The 24953-nt window shown below is 33.6% G+C and carries 12 protein-coding genes; 8 read left to right on the plus strand and 4 right to left on the minus strand.

What is annotated here, in order from left to right:
- Positions 1 to 32 precede the first annotated feature (32 nt).
- The 8 genes from CLU81_RS05150 to CLU81_RS05185 all read left to right on the plus strand — a co-directional run bounded on the left by CLU81_RS05150 (position 33) and on the right by CLU81_RS05185 (position 18479).
- On the plus strand, positions 33 to 1883 hold the full coding sequence (locus tag CLU81_RS05150; protein WP_099708850.1) for an endonuclease: 1851 nt from the start codon (positions 33 to 35) through the stop codon (positions 1881 to 1883).
- A 464-nt stretch (positions 1884 to 2347) separates the two neighbouring features.
- Entirely contained in the window at positions 2348 to 6001 is a 3654-nt protein-coding gene (gene purL, locus CLU81_RS05155) for a phosphoribosylformylglycinamidine synthase (protein WP_099708851.1), read from the plus strand.
- A 533-nt stretch (positions 6002 to 6534) separates the two neighbouring features.
- Positions 6535 to 8940 (plus strand): TonB-dependent receptor domain-containing protein, encoded by a 2406-nt coding sequence (locus CLU81_RS05160; RefSeq protein WP_099708852.1) that lies wholly within the window; start codon positions 6535 to 6537, stop codon positions 8938 to 8940.
- 147 nt (positions 8941 to 9087) lie between these two features.
- Positions 9088 to 9519 carry a hypothetical protein gene (locus CLU81_RS05165; RefSeq protein WP_099708853.1) on the plus strand — a complete coding sequence of 144 codons (432 nt, stop codon included), beginning with the start codon at positions 9088 to 9090 and terminating at the stop codon, positions 9517 to 9519.
- Between the two features lie 179 nt (positions 9520 to 9698).
- Positions 9699 to 11477 carry a long-chain fatty acid--CoA ligase gene (locus CLU81_RS05170; RefSeq protein ID WP_099708854.1) on the plus strand — a complete coding sequence of 593 codons (1779 nt, stop codon included), beginning with the start codon at positions 9699 to 9701 and terminating at the stop codon, positions 11475 to 11477.
- A gap of 473 nt (positions 11478 to 11950) precedes the next feature.
- Positions 11951 to 13465: a reverse transcriptase family protein gene (locus tag CLU81_RS05175; RefSeq protein WP_099708855.1), complete on the plus strand. Its 1515-nt coding sequence runs from the start codon at positions 11951 to 11953 to the stop codon at positions 13463 to 13465.
- A gap of 19 nt (positions 13466 to 13484) precedes the next feature.
- Positions 13485 to 16829 carry a WGR domain-containing protein gene (locus tag CLU81_RS05180; protein WP_099708856.1) on the plus strand — a complete coding sequence of 1115 codons (3345 nt, stop codon included), beginning with the start codon at positions 13485 to 13487 and terminating at the stop codon, positions 16827 to 16829.
- Between the two features lie 3 nt (positions 16830 to 16832).
- The gene (locus CLU81_RS05185; RefSeq protein WP_099708857.1) at positions 16833 to 18479 is read left to right on the plus strand and encodes a hypothetical protein; all 1647 of its coding nucleotides are present in this window, start codon (positions 16833 to 16835) and stop codon (positions 18477 to 18479) included.
- Between the two features lie 292 nt (positions 18480 to 18771).
- Here the strand turns inward: CLU81_RS05185 and CLU81_RS05190 are convergent, their stop codons facing one another.
- Genes CLU81_RS05190 through CLU81_RS05205 form a run of 4 tightly spaced genes read right to left on the minus strand, consistent with a single transcriptional unit; the run spans position 18772 to position 24936 of the window.
- Positions 18772 to 20550 (minus strand): CLH domain-containing protein, encoded by a 1779-nt coding sequence (locus CLU81_RS05190; protein WP_099708858.1) that lies wholly within the window; start codon positions 20548 to 20550, stop codon positions 18772 to 18774.
- The gene (locus CLU81_RS05195; RefSeq protein ID WP_099708859.1) at positions 20540 to 23098 is read right to left on the minus strand and encodes a ribosomal protein L7/L12; all 2559 of its coding nucleotides are present in this window, start codon (positions 23096 to 23098) and stop codon (positions 20540 to 20542) included. Before CLU81_RS05195 ends, CLU81_RS05190 begins: the two co-directional genes overlap by 11 nt.
- Before the next feature lie 7 nt (positions 23099 to 23105).
- A complete protein-coding gene (locus tag CLU81_RS05200; RefSeq protein ID WP_099708860.1) occupies positions 23106 to 23804 on the minus strand; it encodes a hypothetical protein in 699 nt (232 codons plus the stop codon).
- 1 nt (position 23805) lies between these two features.
- A complete protein-coding gene (locus CLU81_RS05205; protein ID WP_099708861.1) occupies positions 23806 to 24936 on the minus strand; it encodes an AAA family ATPase in 1131 nt (376 codons plus the stop codon).
- Positions 24937 to 24953 lie beyond the last annotated feature (17 nt).

Genomic DNA, 24953 nt, shown 5'->3' on the forward strand with positions numbered 1-24953 from the left:
TATTATTAACTCAAATCTTAAACCTACATTTTATGAAAAAACTCTACACTTTTTTATTATTACTCGTTTTTACGGCAACGTTTGCTCAAATTCCGTCTGGTTATTATAACACAGCAACCGGAACAGGTTACACTTTAAAAACACAATTGTACAACATCATTAAAGGACATACTGATAATGGATATGCTGGTTTGTACACAACATATCAAACCTCTGATGTTGATAATTTTTATGAGAATGACGGAACTGTTCTCGATATGTATTCAGAAAATCCATCTGGAACAGATCCCTATAATTATAGCACAGGAAGTACACAAAGATGCGGAAATTATTCTGCAGAAGGCGATTGTTATAATAGAGAACATATTATTCCGCAATCGGTATTTAATGAACAATCTCCAATGGTTGCCGATGCACATTTTATTACTCCAACAGACGGAAAAGTAAACGGAGTACGCTCGAATTACCCACACGGAGTTGTAAGCACGCCAACTTATATTTCTCAAAACGGAGGAAAACTTGGTCCAAATTCAACATCTGGATATTCAGGAACTGTTTTTGAACCAATCAATGAATTTAAAGGTGATATTGCCAGAATGTACTTTTATTTTGCTACACGTTATGAAAATACAGTTGCAGGATATTCATATGCAATGTTTGACGGTTCAAGCAACAAAGTATTTACAACTGCTTTTTTAAATATTCTTTTGGCATGGAACGCACAAGATCCTGTTAGCGCAAGAGAAATTGCAAGAAATAATGCGATTTATGCACGCCAAAACAATAGAAATCCATATATCGATCATCCGGAATATGTTAATCAAATTTGGAATCCTTCTGCAGATACTCAGGCTCCAACTGCTCCAACAAGTTTAGCTTCTACAACAAAAACAGCTACTTCGATTACAGTTTCATGGACAGCATCTACAGATAATGTTGGTGTTACAGGATATAATGTTTATTCAAATGGCGTTTTGAAAACTACCGTTACCACATTAACTGCAACAATTACAGGATTGACAGCTTCTACTAGTTATAATATAAATGTAACTGCCAAAGATGCTGCAGGAAATACATCTGCTTCAAGTAATAAAATTGCAGTAACTACAAATGCCAGCGGTGGAACCGGAGGAACGGCAACTGACTTGCTTTTCTCTGAATATATTGAAGGTTCTGGAAATAATAAAGCTTTAGAAATCGCCAATAATACAGAAGCTTCTGTGAGTTTATCTACTTATACTGTAAAAAAACAAACAAATGGTGCCGGAGCATGGAGCACAGGTTTAGCCTTGAGCGGAACATTGGCATCAGGAAATAAATTCACGATCGTGAACAGTTCAATGGCTTCAAGCTGTTATCCAACAAGTTCGGCAAATATTTCTACAACTGCTACAGAATTGACTTTCAACGGAAATGACGCTGTAGGTTTATTCAAAAACGGAGTTTTAATAGACATCATCGGAACTTTTAATGGCGGAACAGCAAATTTTGCTGCAGATGTTACTTTAAGAAGAAAATCGACAGTTACGGCTCCAAGTACTACTTTTAATTTGGCATCACAATGGGATTCATTTACCACAGATACGTGCTCAAATTTAGGTGCAAAACTAGTTAAAGATATAGCTCTTGAAACACCAGAAACTGTAGATTCAACAGGAATCATTTTATACCCAAATCCTTCTAACGGAAACTTCACAATCTATTTTAATAATTCAGAAGCACCCTATTCTATCGAGATAATTTCAATATTAGGTCAGAAAATATTTGAGAGATCAAATATCGCAGATTCATTATCAACGATAAATAATTTACCGAAAGGTATCTACATTGTTCATATTAGTAAAGGTTCTGAAAATTTCAACAAAAAGATCCTTATCAACTAATTAAAAAATGAGTGCTTACTAAACTAAAAGCGGCAATATTGCCGCTTTTTTTTTGTTTTTTTAACCATATAAGGGATATAAGTTCATTTTAGAAGAATGAATAATACATAATCATTTTTTTAATCACGTAAAGTCGCAAATTTATTCTCATTTTATGTCATTTCGACGAAGGAGAAATCTTCACGAGAAGCTCGACAAAGATTGGACTCTCGTTGCAGAGTTACTTGCGAAGATTTCTCCTTCGTCGAAATGACAAATAATACGATTAATCATTACTTTAAATAAAACTTTGCGACTTCGCGACTTTGCGAGCAAAATTCACACAATCCTTAAATGAACTTATATCACTTATATGGTAGAAAAAAGCACCGTATATATTTTTTCAAAAGAGTTTGTTTTCAAATTTGCGCTTACTATTTATTTACACTAAATTTGCACCTCAATACAACAAACTACACATCACAATGATCCATTTCTTTGAAAACCAAAGCAAAACTGTTTTTGCCGTACAAACGCAAAACGAAATTTCGGCTCAAGACATTTCAAAATTAAACTGGCTTTTTGCCAACTCTAATAAGATCGAAAAATCCGCCTTGACGGATTTTTTTGTTGGTCCACGTGCCACTATGATCACACCTTGGAGTACAAATGCTGTAGAAATTACTCAAAATATGGGTATTCCGGGCATTATCAGAATTGAAGAATTTCATCCGGCAACGGAAGATTTCACGGATTTTGATCCAATGCTTTCACAAAAATTCAATCAATTAGATCAGGAGATTTTCACGATTAATGTTCAGCCAGAACCAATTTTGGAAATCGATGATATTGCGACTTACAACAAAGTAGAAGGTTTGGCTTTAAGCCAGGAAGAAGTTGATTACTTAGACAATCTTGCTGTAAAACTAGGAAGAAAGTTAACTGATTCTGAGATTTTTGCTTTCTCACAAGCGAATTCAGAGCACTGTCGTCACAAAATCTTCAACGGAACTTTTGTTATTGATGGTGAAGAAAAAGAAACTTCTCTTTTTAAATTAATCAAAAAGACATCACAGGAAAATCCTAACGATATAGTGTCTGCTTACAAAGACAACGTTGCTTTTGTAAAAGGACCAAAAGTGCAGCAGTTTGCACCAAAAACAGCTGACAAACCAGATTATTATGAGATAAAAGAATTTGATTCGGTTTTATCTTTAAAAGCAGAAACACACAATTTCCCAACAACTGTAGAGCCTTTCAACGGAGCTGCAACAGGTTCAGGAGGAGAAATTCGTGACCGTTTAGCTGGTGGTCAAGGTTCACTTCCATTAGCTGGAACTGCAGTTTACATGACTTCATATTCTCGTTTGAATGATGACAGAAAATGGGAAAATGCTGTTGAAGAAAGAAAATGGTTGTACCAAACTCCAATGGATATTTTGATCAAAGCTTCAAACGGAGCTTCTGATTTTGGAAATAAATTCGGTCAACCGTTAATTACAGGTTCGGTTTTAACTTTCGAACATTCAGAAAACGACCGTAAAATTGGTTACGATAAAGTAATCATGCAAGCGGGCGGAATTGGTTACGGAAAATTAGATCAGGCAATTAAAAAGAAACCACAAGAAGGTGATAAAATCGTAATTCTTGGTGGAGAAAATTATAGAATCGGAATGGGTGGAGCTGCGGTTTCATCTGCAGATACCGGAGCTTTTGGTTCAGGAATTGAATTAAATGCAATCCAACGTTCAAACCCTGAAATGCAAAAACGTGCTGCCAACGCGATTCGTGGTTTAGTAGAAAGCGACAATAACCCAATTGTTTCGATTCACGATCACGGAGCTGGAGGACACTTAAACTGTCTTTCGGAATTGGTGGAAGAAACTGGAGGTTTAATCGACTTGGATAAATTACCAGTTGGAGATCCTACACTTTCTGCAAAAGAAATTATTGGTAACGAATCTCAGGAAAGAATGGGATTGGTTATTGGTCAAAAAGATATTGATACTTTACAAAGAATTGCTGACAGAGAGCGTTCGCCAATGTATCAGGTTGGAGATGTTACGGGAGATCACCGTTTTACATTCGAATCAAAATCTACTGGTTTGAAACCGATGGATTATGCTTTAGAAGATTTCTTCGGAAGTTCTCCTAAAACGGTTATGACTGACAAAACTATCGATAGAAAATATGCTGATGTTGCTTACAACGCAGGAGATTTTGAATCATACTTAAAAGACGTTTTACGTTTAGAAGCAGTTGCCTCAAAAGATTGGTTAACTAATAAAGTTGACCGTTGTGTAGGTGGAAAAGTAGCTAAACAACAAAATGCAGGACCGCTTCAATTGCCTTTGAATAATGTTGGGGTTATGGCTCTTGATTATTTAGGAAAAGAAGGAATCGCAACTTCTATTGGTCACGCTCCTATCGCTGCTTTGATTGATCCGGTTGCAGGAAGTAGAAATGCTATTGCAGAATCGTTATCAAACATTGTTTGGGCGCCAATTAAAGATGGTTTAAAAGGAATTTCATTATCTGCAAACTGGATGTGGGCTTGTAAAAACGAAGGTGAAGACGCTCGTTTGTACGCTGCCGTTGAAGGTTGTTCAGATTTTGCAATCGAATTAGGAATCAATATTCCAACAGGAAAAGATTCACTTTCGATGAAACAAAAATATCCAAATGACGAAGTAATTGCGCCGGGAACGGTTATTATTTCGGCTGGAGGAAACTGTACAGATATTAGAAAAGTAGTGGAACCGGTTTTACAGAAAAACGGAGATTCTATTTATTATATCAATTTGTCTCAGGATGATTTCAAATTAGGAGGTTCTTCTTTTGCACAAATTAGAAACACAATCGGAAACGAAACTTCTACCATAAAAGATGCTTCTTTCTTCAAAAATGCATTTAATACCGTTCAGGATTTAATCGGCGAAAGCCAAATTTTAGCTGGACATGATATCGGAAGCGGTGGTTTAATTACTACTTTATTAGAATTGTGTTTTGCTGATGTAAATCTTGGAGCAAAAATTGATTTCAGCGCTTTCGCGGAAAAAGACTTATTAAAAATTCTTTTCGCTGAAAACATCGGAATCGTTTTCCAGGCAAAATCTGATTCAGCTGTAGAAGCTAAATTGAAAGCTAACAATATCGAATTCTTCAAAATTGGTACAGTTCAAGAAACTGCAGCTTTAGAATTTGGAGATTATAAATTGGATATTCCAACTTACAGAGATATTTGGTTTGAAACTTCTTATTTATTAGATCAAAAACAATCTAAAAACGGAAGAGCTCAGGCACGTTTCGAAAACTATAAAAATCAAGTCTTACAATATACTTTCCCAGCGCACTTTACAGGAAAAAAACCAGTAATCGACGCTTCAAAACCGAGACCAAAAGCAGCTATTATCCGTGAAAAAGGAAGTAATTCTGAGCGTGAAATGGCAAATGCTATGTACTTAGCCGGTTTTGATGTAAAAGACGTTCACATGACGGATTTAATTTCTGGTCGTGAAACTCTTGAAGATATTCAGTTTATTGGTGCAGTTGGAGGATTCTCTAACTCTGATGTTTTAGGTTCTGCTAAAGGTTGGGCCGGAGCATTTTTATACAACGAAAAAGCAAAAACAGCTTTAGATAAATTCTTTAAAAGAGAAGATACATTATCTGTTGGAATCTGTAACGGTTGTCAGTTGTTTATGGAACTTGAAGTAATTAATCCAGAGCATGAAGTTCACGGAAAACTATTGCATAACGAAAGCCAGAAACACGAAAGTATCTTTACTTCTGTAAAAGTTCAGGAAAACAATTCAGTTATGTTATCGACTTTGGCCGGAAGTACTTTAGGAGTTTGGGTTTCTCACGGAGAAGGAAAATTCAATTTACCTCTTGCTGAAGAAAACTACAACATTGTTTCTAAATATGCTTACGAAGGATATCCTGCAAACCCTAACGGATCTGATTACAACACAGCAATGATGTGTGATAAAACAGGAAGACATTTGGTTATGATGCCTCATATTGAGCGTTCAACTTTCCAATGGAACTGGGCTCATTATCCAAAAGACAGAAACGACGAAGTTTCGCCTTGGCATGAAGCTTTTGTTAACGCAAGAAAATGGATTGAGAAAATCTAAAAAACATATTTTATTAAAAAAGCGCTCAAAATTTTGAGCGCTTTTTTTTTGCCACGGTAAGGATAATAACCAACTGGCGAAGCAATTTCACTAATAAAGTTTTCCCCAAAAAACAGATTCATGAAATCAGAAAAATTCGTGATAAAAAAAACACTTATAATCCTTATATAAAAAATACCTCAGTGCTATCCCTAAAACTGAGGCATTTTTATTTTATTTTTTTTGAAAGTTGTGGCAATACTGACATACAATTCCCCACCAGATCATTGCTAAAAAAGCAGTTAACATTTGATTTAGTATTAAATTAATGCCTACTCTTTTGCTTTTCGGCTTTCGCATTTTAATAAAATAAAAATACTGTTGTCGTTCTTCAAATCACTGGTGGTTTTTCCTGTTTCTTATAGGGGAAAAACACCCTTTTTTTGATACCAAAATCTATCGCTTCAGAAAATTAAATATCATCTAAGACTAATTTAATAATATCTTAAGGCAGTTTAAGCAAGCGCATTTACTGGGATAAATATCTTTGTCTCATGAAAAATTGCAGACAACACCTTTTACTTTTTATTTTCTTATTTATAATAAGCCAACTTTCTTTTGGTCAAAATCAGGCAGCTATAAAAGGAACTATTTCTGACGGAAAACTTCCAATAGAATTTGTAGATGTTATTTTAAAAAATGCAAATGATTCCACAAAAGTTGCAGCTTATGCAGTAACTGATGCTTTAGGAAATTTTGCATTAGACAATATTCTAAATGGTGATTATCAATTGCAATTCAAATTAATTGGGTTTAAAACCAATATTCAAAAAGTGAAATTTTCAGGTTCTGCTATTTCTATTGGAACAATCACTTTGCAAAACGATACTAATTTATTGAATACTGTTGTTGTTAATTCGGCCAAAAAACAAATTCAGAAAACGGATGAAGGTTTTATTTTTAATGCTGTTTCGAATATTTCTCAATCTGGCGGAACTGCGACCGATATGCTTAAAAATATCCCAACCGTTGCTGTAGATGCTGAAGGCGGAATAACTTTGAGAGGTAAATCGCCGATGATTTTAATTAACGGAAAAAATTCTGCGATTACCAATATGGATCAAATTGCTGCGAGCAGTATCGAAAGTATTGAGATAATTAGTAATCCAACGGCAAAATATGATGCTAATGCTGAAAGCGGAATTATCAACATAAAACTAAAGAAAAATAACCAAAGCGGTATGAATGGCGCAATGGTTCTAGGCGGTGGTTTTGGTGCCAAAGGGAGAGTAAACAGTTCTATACTTTTAAATCATAAAACAGAGAAATGGAATTTCGGTCTTGGATATGACAATCGTTTTGCCGGCCGAACAAAAAAAATAAATGCTGAACGAACCAATTATTTTATTGATGATGAACATTTCATTAATCAAAGGCGAAATGACGAACGTACAGAAGGTTTACAGAATTTAAAACTGAATATCGATTTTTCTCCAAATGATAAAAACAGTTTTTCATTTGAAGCTTTAGGAAATCTGGAAACTCAGGATAATGACGAAACTTTATACACGCATGTTAATACGAGCGCAAATCAGTTTTACTCGGACAATAGAAGACATTCTCTGGAATTGGAACGTTCAAAAGTGGGTGAATTGGCTTTTAATTATGATCGAAAGTTCGCTGACGATCGAAAAAGCCTGAACGTTAGTCTTACCTCATCTTTTAACAGACACAAAGAGAATACCAATATTGATAATTATAATTACGATCAATATCAGGAACAAATTGATGATGCTTTTTTGCAAAGAACACACAATTACGAACACGAAAACATCTCGAATGCAATTGTAAATTATGCTTTTCCGGTTTCTGAAAAATCGATTGTAGAAACGGGTTATAAAGGAACATTCCGTTCTTTTGATTCCGATTTTCAAAGTGCTGATTTGGTTAATGGCGAATATGTTATTAATCCAATTTCGAGCAATAGTTTTAAATACAACGAACAAATAAATGCTTTTTACGGAATGTTGAATTCTTTTATTGGAACTGCCGATAATCCAAAATGGAAATACAATTTAGGTTTGCGAGCCGAAAATGTTTCTAATAACGGAGCAACACAAAATAATAGTGATCGCTTTAATAATGATTATCTAAAACTCTTTCCTTCGGCTTCTTTACAACTGAATTTAGAATCAAATGATTTTGTCAAAATTGGTTATAGCAAACGTATCAATCGTCTGGATTTAGATGATTTGAATCCGTTTATGGATATTACAGATGCTTTGAATCCACATAGTGGAAATCCTTATTTGAAACCGGAAATCATTCATATTGCCGAATTAAGCTATAATAAAGAATGGTCAAAATATTCTTTCTCTACAAATGCTTTTTACAGAAATGCAACTGATGCAATCAGGCAATATGCAGAACTTAAAGACAATGGAGTAATTTTATTAATGCCAAAAAATATTGGAAGTACTATTACTTATGGAGTTGAAACAATTTTCAGCTTAAAACCAATTGGTTTCTATGACGCTAATATTAGTGTAACTGCTTTTCAGCAAAAAATAAACGCTTCAAATTTGGCGCAGGATGTCGTGAGCAATGCTTTTAACTGGTACGGAAAAATCATCAATAATTTTGTTCCGTGGAAAGGCGGAAAACTTCAAATAATTGGCAATTACAACTCGGCATTGGCAACTCCACAAGGAAAAAGAATACCTATATATAATGTAGATATGGGTTTTCAGCAAAAATTAGGAAAAGGAAATGCCCGTTTAGGATTAGTCGTTACAGATATGTTTAATACGCTTGAAAGCGGATACAAAAATAATACAGCTTTGTTTAGCAATAACCGAACTAATAAATCAGATACGCGCGCTTTGATGTTGACATTTGCTTATACTTTTAAATCTGATTTTAAAGAAAAATTATTAGAAAATCAGTTTTCTACAGAGTAATATTCAGGCAAAACCAAAATGTTAAAAAATAAATTCATTCTTGTAATTGGGATTCATTTTTCTATTGAAATTTGAACTATATTCGCAAAAAAGAATCCTGCCACTGGTTCTTTTTTGAAACTCCAAAAACAATTAAACCTACAAAGAATGAAATCTTTACGTCTTTTATTTATTGCATTATTTTTTGTTTCTACACATTCTTATTCTCAAGTTCAGGTAGATAAAATTACTTATAATGGTCGCGATCATTATATTACAACAACTATTGGTTATCCGGTTCCGGGAACTTTTGTAATTACGGGACAAAAAGAACCTACTACAGTATTAAATCCTGATGGTACAGGAGTTATTCAATCTGATGATTTAAGCAAAAAAAAGATCAACTGGGGAATCGAATGTACTGAAGAAGGCATTCCGGTTTTCAAGGAAGGTTTTAACAGTGCTTCGTACACATTTTGGTACAGAAACAATGATAGTGACGATTGGATCTATTCTCAATTTTCAATTCATTTTGCCAAGAAAAAAATGTTCCTGATGGGAGAACGCGTAAAAGAATACGTTGATTACAATGTTCAATAGTTTACCTGAAACTTATAGCAAAAAATAAATATTTCTTGATTTTTCGAAAAAATATTACAAAAAAGAAAACGTTTTCGTTGATTTTCAAGAGTACTTATAAATTTTACCATAAAATTCCACAAAATTAAAAATTATACCTAATTTTTATTTAATTTGCAATAAAATTCAATAAAACAAACATGGCTTCAATTACACGTCTTTTTGATTTTCCCTATTATCAACAAGAAACTTATAACTTACCAGTTGCTTTGGCAACCAAAAAAAATGGAGTCTGGGAAAAAACATCTAGCCAGGAATATATCGCAAAAGCTAATGCCGTTTCAAGAGCATTATTGCGTATGGGCGTTCAAAAAGATGATAAGATTGCATTAATCACTTCAAATAACCGCACTGAATGGAATATCATGGATATTGGTATTCTGCAAACCGGAGCGCAAAACGTTCCTATTTACCCAACAATTTCTGAAGAAGATTACGAATATATATTAAACCACAGCGGTAGTATTTACTGCTTTGTATCTGATGATGAAGTACTTCAAAAAGTAAATGCTATTAAAGCAAATGTACCTACTTTAAAAGAAGTTTATTCGTTTAACGAAATTCCGGGTTGTAAACACTGGAGTGATTTATTATTACTTGGTGAAGACCAAAGCAATCAGAGTGAAGTTGATGCCAGAAAAGATAGTATTCACACAGATGATTTGGCTACAATTATCTATACTTCAGGAACTACAGGAAGACCAAAAGGTGTAATGCTTTCTCATAAAAATATAGTTTCAAATGTTTTGGACAGTGCGCCAAGAATTCCGTTTGATCCGGGGAAAAGCACTTCTTTAAGCTTCTTGCCTATTTGCCATATTTTTGAAAGAATGATTTTGTACATCTATCAATATTATGGTGTTTCTGTTTATTTTGGAGAATCAATTGACAAGATTAGTGACAACCTAAAAGAAGTTCGTCCAACTGTTATTACGGCTGTACCAAGACTTTTAGAGAAGGTTTACGATAAAATTTATGCAAAAGGAACTGAATTAACCGGTATCAAGAAAAAACTATTTTTCTGGGCGATTGATTTAGGTTTAAAATATGAACCATACGGAGCAAATGGCTTTTGGTATGAGTTTCAATTGAAGATTGCACGAAAACTTATTTTCAGTAAATGGAAAGAAGGTTTGGGAGGAAATTTAGATTTAATGGTTTCCGGAAGTGCAGCTTTACAACCACGTTTAACAAGAGTTTTTGCTGCTGCTGAAATTCCGGTTATGGAAGGTTACGGTTTATCTGAAACTTCTCCTGTAATTGCAGTAAACGATCAAAGAAATAAAGGTTTCAAAATTGGAACTGTTGGAAAAGTAATTCGCAATGTTGAAGTAAAAATTGCTCAGGACGGAGAAATTCTTTGCAAAGGACCAAATGTAATGTTAGGTTACTTTAAAGATCCTGAAAAAACTGCCGAAGCTTTAATCGACGGATATTTCCATACGGGAGATATTGGTGAAATTGACAGCGAAGGTTTCTTGAAAATCACGGATCGTAAGAAAGAAATGTTCAAAACTTCTGGTGGAAAATATATTGCTCCTCAATTGATTGAAAATGCAATGAAACAATCTCGTTTTATTGAGCAAATCATGGTAATTGGTGAAGGCGAAAAAATGCCGGCAGCTTTTATTCAGCCAAATTTTGAATTCGTAAAAGAATGGGCTAAAATTCATAAAATCACTTTAGGAAGTACAGACAAAGAAATCAGCACAAATCCTGATGTAATCAAACGTATTGATGAAGAAGTTGAAGGAATTAATGAAAAATTCGGACACTGGGAAAAAATCAAACGTTTTGAGTTAACTCCGGATGTTTGGTCAATCGATGGCGGACAACTTACTCCTACTTTAAAATTGAAACGTAAAATTATTAAAGAAATCTACAAAGATCTTTACGTTAAAATTTATGGTCAAAATTAATAAATCAGAATAATATAACCACGAAAACGGCTGTTCCAAAAGAACGGCCGTTTTTAATTTTAGCCCAATAGAAGTCGTTTTACAAGGTCTGTAAAGCGTTATTTTTCTTTCAGAATTAGATTCATAAAATTGTTAAAAAAAGTTCAATCTATTTTCACTTTTAGTAGTATTCAATTAAAAGTTTTTTAGTATGTTTGTTTTGAGTTTAAGAAATACCTTGCTTTTCTTGTATAAAGAAAAAGATGATGTTTCGTCATCGGTGTAAGATTATTTAACATTCAGCACTACTTCTATCTTATGGATGAGAAAAGGTACTATGCGTACAGTTTCGGTTCCACCTCCTCGAGATTAACTGTACGCATAGTACCTTTTCTCGGGAGTTGATAGACATAGTCCTTAGAAAATACGAAGGTTTTAAACTTTAAGCCCTATTGCTACAATAGGGCTTTTTAATGTAAAATAGCGATTGTAATATGTCTGAACAGCTTAGTAAACAACAAATTTATGATAGAATAAAAGCTACCTCAAAAGATAGCTACATATTAGAAGAAATGCAACGTTTAGGTTTCTGGCAATCAGGATCTGAACCTACTCTATCTGAGATTCTTATCAAACAAGAAGCAAAAGTTGAGAAGGAATTAAATGAGCTTTTGGCACAAGACAGGAAGTTTAGCAATCGAGAAGCAATGATTCTCGAAATGCGTAAAGCCCGAATGAAAATCGCCAAAGAAAAAAGGGCTGAAACCAAATTAAACCAAGAGAAAAAAAGGATCGAAAAAGCTGAAAACTGGAAATTACTTCAGCAACAGCAAATTCTCTATTTGGGTGAAACCGTATCTAAAGGTTTAAATACTAAAGAATCCAATCCTGAAATTTTAGAAAAATACAATTTGCCTGTTTTTAAAGACGCATTGGCTCTTGCCAAAAGCATGCAAATCGATCTGAAAGCATTACAATATCTTGCTTACAACAGAAAAGTTTCTAAGATTAACCATTATCATACTTTTGAGCTTGAAAAGAAATCTGGCGGCAAACGCAAAATTTCAGCTCCAAAAGCAAAATTAAAAGAAATTCAAACCTGGATTTTAGAAAACATACTTCATAAAATACCTTATACTATTGAAGCGCATGGTTTTATAAAAGAACGTTCTATTGTAACCAATGCAATGCCTCACGTTAATAAAGACATTGTCGTTAATATCGATTTAAAAGATTTTTTCCCAACTGTAACTCATAAACGAGTAAAAGGATTATTTCATAAAATTGGCTATTCTGAAGAAGTTGCTACGATTTTAAGTCTTTTATGTACTTATTCTGAGATTAACGAAACCACATTAGACGGCGTTACATATTATGTACAATCCGGTGAACGCAAATTACCACAGGGTTCTCCAGCAAGTCCGGCGATAAGCAACATGATTGTTTATAAAATGGATCAGAAAATCAAAGGATTAGCTAAGAAATTAAACTTCAGCTATACGCGTTATGCAGATGATATGAGTTTTTCGACTACTGAAGAAAACAGCCAAAATGTTTCTCGTTTATTGTTTTTTACCAAAAAAATTATTGAATCAGAAGGTTTTATAATTCATCCCGATAAAGTTCATGTCATGCGAAAAGGCATGCAGCAAAAAGTGACCGGAGTTGTTGTAAACAAGAAACTAAATGTTGACAGAATTCAGTTGCGAAAATTCCGTGCCGTATTGCATAATATTGAAAAAAACGGATGGAAAGACCAGCAATGGGGAAAAGCAATTCACCTGATCAATGCCATAGAAGGTTACATCAATTATGTAAATATGGTGAATCCTGAGAAAGGGAAAATCTTCAAACAAAATTTAAAAAACATAATTGCCAAACACGGTCAGCCTCATATTGAAAAAACAAATATTCCTGAAAAAGTGATTCCAATTCCTGTGATTATTCCTGAGGAAATAAAAGAAGTACAAATGGAACAAAAGCCAGAAAACTGGTGGAATATTTTTTAATTAATACCCTTTTTGAATCATGAAATTAATTAAACAGATTAAACTTTTCTATAAAGAAGGGAATTCAGATAAAGTATACGAAATCGACTTGTGCAGTATCGATGCCAATAATTATGTGGTAAATTTTAGATACGGAAGAAGAGGAAGCGTTTTGAAAGACGGAACTAAAACACCGGAATACGTTTCGGAAGAAAAAGCACAAATCATTTTTGATAAACTCGAAAATGAGAAAAAAGTTAAAGGATATGCTTCAGAAATAGAGACATTAATCGATCTACCTTCTTTTGAAAGTGTCGAACCAGATTCTATAAACGGTGTGATTCTTCAGCGTTTAGAAGATGCTGTAATGGGTAAAAACAGTTTTAAAACCCAATGGAAAACCAGCCGGGTAATCTGGAAAGCAGGTTTATTAGAAGTTAAAGAAGCGATTCCATATATCATTAAATTAGCCTCAAAAGGTGATGATTTACAAACTTATTCTGCGATTTGGGCTTTAATAAAATTTAAATCTGATACTGCCGAAGAAGTTTTTAGATCATACGCTTTACAAAATAAACAAAAAGATTACATAAAAAATCTGGCTCACGAAGGATTATTAGAAATCCTGAAAGAGACAGAGTTACAAAAACATATCTCGACAATTCTTGAAACGATTCCGCAAGAAGCAAGATATTATATCGATAAAAAAGATTATGATTCGTTAGTAAATTTTCTAAAAGAAGAATTACAAAACAACGCTATCAATTATCTGACGGCTTTATACTTAGTAGCGAAGTTTGATCGTAATTTACATGAGATTATTGTTTTCTTACTGGAAGCTGTTCCGTTCAGACCGCCATATTTCAAACATATCAGAGCCATTTACAAATTAGCTCATTTAAGAAACGATGCTGATGTAATTGCCGTTCTTGCTTATAGATTTGAGAATGAAGCTCCAATGTTCACCAGAACAGTTTCATTGGAAGATGACTATTATAACTCGCAATTTATTAGCGCTATAAATGAAAGGTTAAATATTGGAAAGGAACTTAGAGGAAAAGACAGTAAAATTGCCTTCTCGAATTTTACCAAAACCTATTTCCAGAAAAATAGTCTTCGCTTTTTAAACGAAATGGATTCTGAAACAGATGCTAAAAAATACCTGAAGTTTGCCGTTTCAATTTTATCAAAGTACACGGAAAATGATTATAGCAAAGCCCAAAAAGAGCCTCTAAATACTTATGGACAATACAATTATAATGATAAAAAATATTATTATACTGTTGTAGATTATCCTGAATGTTCGAATTTACTTCTATTGTCAACTATTTTATTTGGGAATGACAAGAAGCGAATTTTGACTCCATCGATGAAATTCATTTTAAATCAGGAAGTTTTCTCGAGTAAAAATTATTATTTCGATATAAATCAGGCAACGAGAGTAAGCAGTAAAGTAAATACTGACGAAAAGAAAACAAATACAACAACAGATCAGAATTCAGGTTCTGTATTAGACGTTGCTAAAAAAGCATTTTCAACATTTTTTGGTAAAAAAGAAACAGAGCAAAAACCTCAAAGTCTAATAGTTCCCGAAGAACCAAAAGTTATTGTAGAAACCGTTTCAAACCGTTTAGAATTGTTTCCGGAACATTGGGATGCTTTTCCGGAAGCTTATGTTCATCTGATAATGGAAGCACAAATGAATATCATTCATAATTTTGCTTACGGAAATTTAAAGGCGAGAAATGACTTTAATACTATCATCAATAATTTTGATGAAACCAATATTTTAACTTTACTGAATAGTAATTTTAGGATTCCAAACAATTTAGGATTTGAAACTATAGTCCTGAAAAACAATACACTTTCTACTCAGATTGGTTTTATTGGCGATGTATTAAATTCTAAAACCGAAGCTGCCAGAAATTGGGCCAAAAATCACATTTTATCAAACAAAGATCTTTTTCTAAATGACACTGAATTTGTTGTAAAACTAATTTTTAATGAAGTTCCCGATTTAAAAAGTTGGATAACGAGCACATTGGAAAACTTTAGATTTACAGAAGATAAAGCCAAAGCAATAACCGGAAAAGTAATAATTGAACTTCTTACGTTTGAAGAATCTGATGCAAACAATGCTCTTGCAACTCTTGCCATCGACAGACTTAAAAAAATAGCTACGCCACAACTTGAACAATTAAGCTGGGATATTGTTGCGCGTTTAATTTCTTCTGATTTAAAAACGAATAATCTGTTAGCGAGTTCTATTCTAATTCTAAAATCTAAAACAGTCGATTCTAAGGAAATTCCGTTTTCGTTGATCGCTTTGTTTTTAGAAGATACAAATAATGAGATTAGAAAAAATGGAATTCAGCTGTTAAATAACTATCAGAACGATTACTTATTGGCAAATACTGAATCTTTATTAGATTTATTAAACAATGAGAATCAAGATGTTTTAGAATCTGTTATAGAACGTATTACGCAATTAGGCAAATCAAATTCTAATATCATCGACATTGCACTTCGTAATACGGTTTATGCGATGATTCGAAAAGAAAAATTTGAAGGCGCACATTTGATCTTCAAAAAATTCATTCTTGAAGAAACCACAAATCATTGGAATACAGCATTAGAACCGCGAGATGTTATAAAACTAATTCACGCTAATTACAGAGAAAGTCAATTAACGGGTTATGAAATATTGAAAAAATATACTCGTAAAGACGATTTTACAATTCGCCAGATTATCTCTTTAGGAAACCATGAAATCCTTGCCATTCGTCAATGGTGTTGGAATTATTTTATGGACAAAAAAGAACGAATTCGTGCTGAAAGAAACAATGCATTAGCAATATTAGACACTACTTGGGACGATACGAGAACATTTGCTTTTCATTTTTTCAAAACCGAATTTGATGAAACAGATTGGGATTTAGAATGTCTGATTAGTATCGTAGATTCTGTATTGCCGGCGGTTGAACAATTTGGAAAAGAAATCATTACCAAATATTTTAATCCGGATGATGGCGTAACTTATTTGACCAAATTAAGTCAACATCCAAGCGTAAATATTCAGTTTTTTGTGACTAATTATCTCAATACATACGCTACAGATAATTTGCCTAAGTTGAGAGAACTTGAATTCTATTTCCGTTCTGTATTAACGCGTGTACACAAAGCGAGAATTGCCAAACAGCGTATTTTTGAATTCTTACTTCAGGAAGGAAAGAAAAGCGAAGATGCAGCCGTTTTTGTAACGCAAATTATCGACGAAATTTCGGCTACTGTGACCATACAGGATAAGGCAAATTGTATCTCTATTTTGACGGATTTAAAAACGTTATATCCGCAATTGCATACCCATTTAATCCTTAAAAACTAAGTTATGTTATTTGATTATAAATACAGCGGAAGCACCACTATAAATAACACTTCGAATAGTACCGGAATGAGTTTTGCGCCGGATACTTTGAGAGAACCTACTTTTTTTGTTGGAAAACTAAACCAAAAAATCGCTTTTAGAGAAGCTATTTCGGCACTACATGATGTCGTGATTTCGGATTTACGTTTTTTCCCTAAGGATAAAGAAGAATACAAATCATGGGCTGCAGAACAAGAAAAATTGTGGCTTAGCGAATATATGGCCGATTTTCAGATTGAAACTGTTCGCACACGCATTCAGGAATTAAAAGAAGAATTAAGCACCGTTCAAAAAGAGAAAAGTAGAATTCTGGGGCCTTTTAACAAAGCTAAAAGCGCCTATTTTGATTATCTCTATAAAAATGACAAAGATGCCTGGTACGTTTTAGATCCGGTAATTACGGTACATCCCGATGAAGTTTTTTTCGAATGTTTCAGTAAAGATGAATCATCTTATGGAAAATTAAGCTGTAACTATAATATTTTCACAGAAATAAGCGACTTTAAATGCGGAACAACAAACATTGATTATTCAGAAGGATTGTATAACGAATTCCAGAAAATAAGAAATTATAAAGAAACCGAATTTAAGATTGATCCGTCTGGTTTTGAAGCCAAAACCACAAATGAACAAGTCTATAAAGAGGTAAAAATAGACTTACCGGATTCCTGGGTTAGAGGATTTTTGCAAGTAAGTTCTGCAATGACGCTTCCGGCAACTGTGTTGGATTTACATCCAATGGATATTTTTAGTTTATGTCAATATTTGCGTCGTTTCAAAGAAAAGAAAGGACCAAGAGCTTTGCGTTTTGTTCTGGAACCGGACAAACCTATCAAAGCCATATTTGAACCTACGCATGACGAAATCACCTTTCATCGTTCGATTTTTCAAGGAAATGAAGCCAAAACAATTCGTATTTGGGGAAGACGCCGTTTACTAATTTTAGAAAGACTAATTCCTATTGCGAAGAATTTTAAAGTCGTTTTATTAGGTTCTGGTTTGCCTTCTTTTTTCATTGCCGATTTAGGCGATATGTCTTATACTTTAGGATTATCCGGCTGGACTAAAAACGATTGGAGTACTGCAGGAAATTTCGATTTAATGGCGCCAAGAAATAACGTCGATTTATTTACGCAGGAAAAAGTTTTCAATGCATTGAAAGAAAACTGGTTTGATACTTCTGATAATTTAGCCAAAAAACTAAATCTTGATCCATCAACAGTTTCTGCCTCATTAACGGCTTACACGCAAGCCGGAAGAGTAATCTACGATTTAAATCTAGGATTATATCGTGTGCGAGAATTGACACAGGAACCTTTGAATATGAAAACATTGCGTTTTGCAAGTCCGCAGGAAGAGATTGCGAATCAATATATAGCAGAAAATCGCATAAAAATCACTTCAGATGTAAAAGGCGATCAATTGCAAATCAAAGGAAAAGTAACCGATAAAAATTTCACTTATACAACTCTAGCGGTTATAGACAAAGACAACCGACTTATTGAAGGGAATTGTGAATGTTCTTTTTTCAAATCAAATCAATTACGAAAAGGACCTTGCGAACATATTCTCGCAACCAGAATGGCATTACATACCAAAATAACAGCATAACATAAAAAAGCCGTTTCAAATTTGAAACGGCTTTTTTCATGACAATTATGTCTTAAAAAATTTCTCGTAATCCCGAGGCTAAGAGAGCAAAATCTCAATACTTAAACACAATCTTGTCATTTCGACGAAGGAGAAATCTTCGCAAGTAACTCCGCAACGAGAATCCAATCTTTGTCGAGCTTCTCGTGAAGATTTCTCCTCCGTCGAAATGACAAAACAACTACTCCCGATCCCGAAGCTTCGGGACGGGACTATCTGTTCAAATAACATTTTACAAATTACGTCCAACAGTCTACGCTTTCCCTTTAATCTTTATTTTATACTTCATAACATCTTTTAGCATTGATTTATTCCTGATGTTAAAACTCAATAATTCTGAGGCAATATCCGGTTTTTCATCAATGCGTTCTGCTACGATTTCATAAGCGATATTCTTTGTGATTTCTTCAAGCGCTTCGTATCTGCTAAATTCATGTTTTAGCAAATGAAGAAATGTTACTGCATTTTCTGAATTCACTTCGTTTTCGTAAATATTTGGTATCGCAACAGCTAAATCTTCAGCCGATTTTATATTTGCAAAATAAACATTAAGACATCTTCCGGCATCTTTATTTGTCTTCCAGCCGTCTAATAATAATTCTTGCGCATCACTTATATCGCCAATTTTATCTCTGTAAACCAATGATGCTTTTACATATTGAAAATTCGTTTTATAATCTTCAATTACTTTCATAAAGTGCTTATCAGCTTCTTTTTTGTCTTTTAAAATCACATACAAATCACCTACTTTTTCATCATTATTGAGCTCTTTAAAGATTTCAATTGCTTCTTTGTACGCGTGACCTTTCTCATAACATTCGGCTGCTTTTAGTTTGTTTTTACAATACTTTAAATAGATTGCCGCCGCTTCCGGATACAATTCTCCCTTTTCCAGAACTTCGGCAGCTTTTTGATAATTTTTTAATAATTTCAAATAAATGTGCGCTGCTTTCTGATAGTCTCCTTTGGCAATAAATTCCTCAGCAAGTTTTTCATATTTGCTTTGCAAAGTGCTGAATCTCTGAGAATCGACCATAAAAGATCCTCCCGAAGCTGAACCTGAACCGCTTCCACTTGATTTTCCTTTTGATAAAAGTGCTATAATCAAAACTATTATAATTATGACAACTACACATACAAAAAAAGTCTGACTACTAAAACTCGATTTTCCAGAGCTGCAACTGCGAATAGTGGACATAAACAACAAAACAGCAATCAATCTAAAGATTATAGTTAAACCGTCATTTTGATTTGAGTTACCACTTTTTCTATCAAAAAAATCTCCAATTTTAGCAAAACCAGTTTGGAAAACATTTCCACCGGAACCAAAAGAAAACTTCCCATAATTATCTCCTCTTGAAGTTCCTAATGTATCAAGTGGAATCGCATATTGTAAAGCTAACTTTGGATTTTTATCCAGAAAAGCCATAAACTTATCCATTTCCTTCTGATTCCCTTTCATTACTTTTTGCATATCAAAAGGCAATTTCCCAATCATTTCTTCTTCTGAAGGCGGATTTTCAATATTTTCCAGAATCTTTTCTTTGTCAACCTCAACACGCAAGGACGAAATAAACTGAGGCGCATAAACCGTTTTTGATGGTTCAGTAATCTCAACTTCTTTAGCTTTTGGCATTTGAAGTAAAGCTGTCCATTCGACTTGATCTTTCAGTTCGACCAAACCAATTTCTGGATGCAAAAAATGATATTCATCTGAAAATAAAGTATGCCATTCCTCTTTTGTTAATTCGGGTGAAATCGTTGTGTTTTCAGGAATAAACAATTTGTTTTCGATCAATTGCAAGAAATTATTCCCTCGAATATCGACTTTATCTATTCTTTGATTCAAAACCAATAAACAGCCATATAATTCGTTTGCAACTACGCCCGGAACAGGATAAACCTTAACCGATTCAAGCTTTAAACCAATATTTTGAATCTCGTGAAGCCACACTTCCGGTGAGGCACTTTTTATAAAAATGCCTCCTTTAGGAAATGTGTTTTTTGAATGTATTTTTAATTTAAGCTCCATGATGTATAATATTCTGAATGAATCGTTTCAAGTATTTTGTACTAAATCTATCTTCTCCAATATTTTCTCTCTTAGCATCCTCAATGAAATAAGAATTTCCTGCAAAATCGTTTTCAGTTGCCATAACAGTAGTTGTACCAATTACAAACGGAATATAAATTTTTTCGATTTGTTTGTTACTGCTTTCAAAAATCAAAATTCCATCCTGATTTCTAATCGTGCTTCCGTCCACAGCTTCAAAAAGTACGTTTTCGATATAACAAACTGCTCCGTTTTTTTCGATTTCCTTTTTTAATTTTTCGGCAACTTCTCTTTTTACACTTTCCAAAATAACTCCAAAAGGTTGCTCCGTAATAGTTTTGCAATCTCTCAACGATATATCTGTATTTGTTTTTATGGTTTGGATAACCGCTAATGGCGATGTTCCAACATTCTTTAAAACAAGGTTTACTTTTTCTTCCAATTTTATAGCGGAATCCTCAGACATTCTACTTGAAAACTTACTCTCTTTCTCAAAAAAGAAATTTGAAAGATAGAAGTTATTTATCTTAAACACATCTTTCTGGATTACAACACTTTCCAATCGTTTAACAACGCCATATTTGAATTTGTTGTATCTGTAATTTCGAACAAAAACAGTTTGCTTTTCAAAATGAGTATCGAAAGCTTCTTTTATACTTTTGCTAAATGCTTTATCTAAACTAAAATCATCATTAATACGCCAAAAATAAATATTGTTCATAAAGAAAAAATCCTGATTATACTCAAATACTGCAAGTTTACCTTCATTAAGCTCATCGTCAATAAGCTTAAATTTTTTGATTTCTCTGGTCTCAAGATTTATCGTACTTACGTTTTGTGCCGAATCGAAGAAATAATAAAGCATCGTTTTTTCGCCCTTATCATTCTCTTTGATCGCATATTCACCATTCCCAAACGGAAGATTTGAAGCTATTTTTTTTAATCCTTTGTCAAAACTATTATCGAAAAACTGATACAAACTTCCATTCAAATAAAAGTAAAAATTACCTCCACTCTCAAAAACATTCTTGTAAAACCTTTCAACCGGATATAAAAGCGGAATCTCAACCGACGTACTATTTTTTGCGACAGTTATAGTTTCTTTACTGTTTCGAACCCACAATTCGTCTAAAGGCATTATAATATGCTGAAGCATTTTTTTGCCTTTATTGTGGTTTTTAAAAACCGTAACATCCTGCATTCCTACTGAAAAAGTATATTTTATATCAACAAAATAATCGTTCGTAACTTTCTGCATTGGAGCCAGTTTTAAACTTTCTTCGGATGAAAAAAGAAAAACTTCCTGATTTTTACTACTGATTTTATTCTCAAGAAAAAAAGAATTTAATCCGTCTGAACAATCCAATTTTCCACTAAGATTACTCAAAGCATCAATCACATTATTTACATTGTCAAAAGATACTTCTTCATAGTTTTTTCCAACTATAAAAGCTTTACATTCGATATCAGTTTTTGGATGTCTCGCTATTGCAATTGCCGAAGCAAACGAAAGAATCTTAGGATTTCCCCAGTTTTTCAACGAACTATCTATTAACAAAATACGCACAAATTTATCGGCTTCAGGCGGAACTTCTCTTTGAATATAAAGCGCTTCGTTATTGGCAATTCTAGACATAAAAACATCATCGTCATAAGCAAACTCAGAAATAACGAGTTTGTCAAAATCACCTTTATTGGTCAAATCAGAGATTCCTCCCAACGGTTGTTCGCTTGGATGATTGTGATGCAACGGAATGTTCAAACCTGACCAAAGTCGCTTGATCAGACTTCCAACATGAAAAGTTTTATCTTCTTCAATAAGCTGATCTACAAAACTGGTTACATTATCAGACAGGTTTTTTTCTTCTAAAACTTCTTCTTTTAGTTTGTCTCCTAAATCTTCATGCGGAATATCTTCCATCGCTTTTAGCAAAGACTGAACCGTAGGAAACTTAACTTTTAATAAAGCTAATGTTCTGAAATCCTTTATAAAATTAGCCTCATTAAACGCATCTTTTACTCCGGCTCTTGCCAAATGATGTCTGTGTTCTTTATATTCTTTCAGGATTTTTTTTGCTTTCTCATCAGAAATTCTGTTATGACATTGGTGAAATATCGTCTGAAAAAGTTTCATTCTTTTCTGCCCAACTTTATATTCTTCCGGCAAAGAAGCCAATATTTTTATAAAACCAATACTTGCGCCAATCCTAAAGAAATCAGAAGCTTCGGTAGATTTTATAGTTCTAAAAGAATCTGATTTATCTTTGCTTTTTGCTAATTCATAAATCATCTGAACAGAAGCACAATTCTCAGGATTCGTAGCAATTATAGCCAACAATAATGATCCAAATGGCGGAATTGAGTCTTCTGATAAATATTCTAAAATTTCAAAGACAAATTTTTCGTAACCAATCGTTTGTCCATTCGGAATTGCGAGCGACTCAAATACACTATCTTCAGAAAATATCTGATTGTCCCATTCCCAGAAATAGTCCTCGTATGATTGAAAGTATTTTTGAAATTCCATTTTTGTTTTATGAAAAAGTTAAGCGAAATGAACTAATTGAAAGTGGTCTTATTTTTATTTTCGGAATACTGGAATAACTATTATCCGTGTTCCATAATATGAGGTTTTCTCCTGATGGATTTAACTTTTCCTGAAATGTTTTCGCTAAAGCAAACCATTCAAAATTATATCCCGTTGGCAACAAAAAATTATCCGCTAACCAATATGTTTTTCCTTTTATGGGCAACAATGGATTTCCTATAATTAAGGCGCTTTTATCGATCACAATCCATTGTAGAGACTCTAATCTATATCTTGGCGCCGTTTCTATATACAGTTTTAATTCGTCATAATCTACCAGCAAAGCACAAGCTTCTTTTACCTCTTCAGAAGCTTTTATAGTGATTTGAAGTTGATGATCAATCCCAAAAAAGTTGTGATTAAACTTAGACAAAGAAACCGGTAATGCACGCAAAATTGGCGTCCATAATAATCCTGACGGAAGTTTTTTTGACGGTAAAAGATTTCCATATTCAAACAACAAATTTTCCTTTAATTCATAGACTTTTTTATACGGAATCTGCTGAATTTCCGGAGCATTTATTTGTTCCTGTAAAAAATCTTTTACCCATACAACATCGGCTTCAAAAGCTATTTTTAGATTGTCCCAATGTCGTATGGATCCCAGAAAATCCTTGTGTTCTTTTTTTATTTCTAAAAAATACATATTAAATAGTTTGAAGGATTTTCTGCCACAAAGATTCTATATGATTCTGAATATATTTCTTTTGTTCGGCATCTTTAATCCAGTCACAACGCGTTTGAATGTATCTTAATTTATCTTTAATGACGTTTTGTTCTTCAAACGAAAGACTATCATCCTGCCATTTTTCGATTAAATAATTAACCTCTTTCATCACGCTTTCGGCATCCGGAGTTTTATTATACATCGCTTGCGGATGTGCCAAAATCGAATCGTCTTTTTCGATTATCTGATTAATGATTCCTTCCAGGATTTCGATTTGTTCTTCGTTATCCCAAATATATTTTAAAACCCATAAATCAGATAAAATCGCTTCATTTCGACCACACATTAATGCGCTTGCAGCAATCAGATTCTGCAATTTTACAGCACGTCTGTCGGAAACTTTTATTCCAGTATTTCTAAGACTATGCACAATATCAACATATTGATTGCGTATTCCGGTTAAATCAACCTGACGGCAAAGCAATTGCAATTCTCTAATTTCGTCTGCCTGAATTGTTGGAACTTCTTTAGCGTTTCCGGCTTCTAATTTCCAACCTGCCAAAAGTACTTCGTGAAGTAAATCCGGTTCTACATAATCACATTTTATACGAATTAAAAAACGGTCTAATAACGCGTTTAATGATTCGTCTTCGGGCAAAACGTTACTTGCTCCAACAAACATAAGCGCTGGCAACTTTCTGGTTTCTTTACCTCTACGGAATATTTTTTCGTTAAGTGCCATTAACAAACTATTCAAAATTGCTGAATTGGCATTAAAAATCTCATCGAGAAATACCATCGAAGCTTCCGGCATCATTCCGTCAGTATTCGTGATTAATTCTCCTTCTTTTAATTTTCGAATATCAAAAGGTCCAAAAATCTCGTTAGGTTCTGTAAAACGCGTTAACAGATATTCGAAATTTTTCCCGCCGTCAATTCCATTTGATAAAGCTCTGATAATCGCACTTTTTGCCGTTCCCGGAGGCCCTAACAAAAAGGCATTTTCTTTGGCCAATAATCCAATTCCTAATAAATCTATGATTTCGTTTTTTCCAACAAAAGTTTCTTTGATATGCTTTAAAACTGCATTTAATTTATCTGTAGCGCTCATTTACTTTGCTTCTATTT

It is taken from the genome of Flavobacterium sp. 9, from assembly GCF_002754195.1.
Classification (GTDB): Bacteria; Bacteroidota; Bacteroidia; order Flavobacteriales; family Flavobacteriaceae; genus Flavobacterium.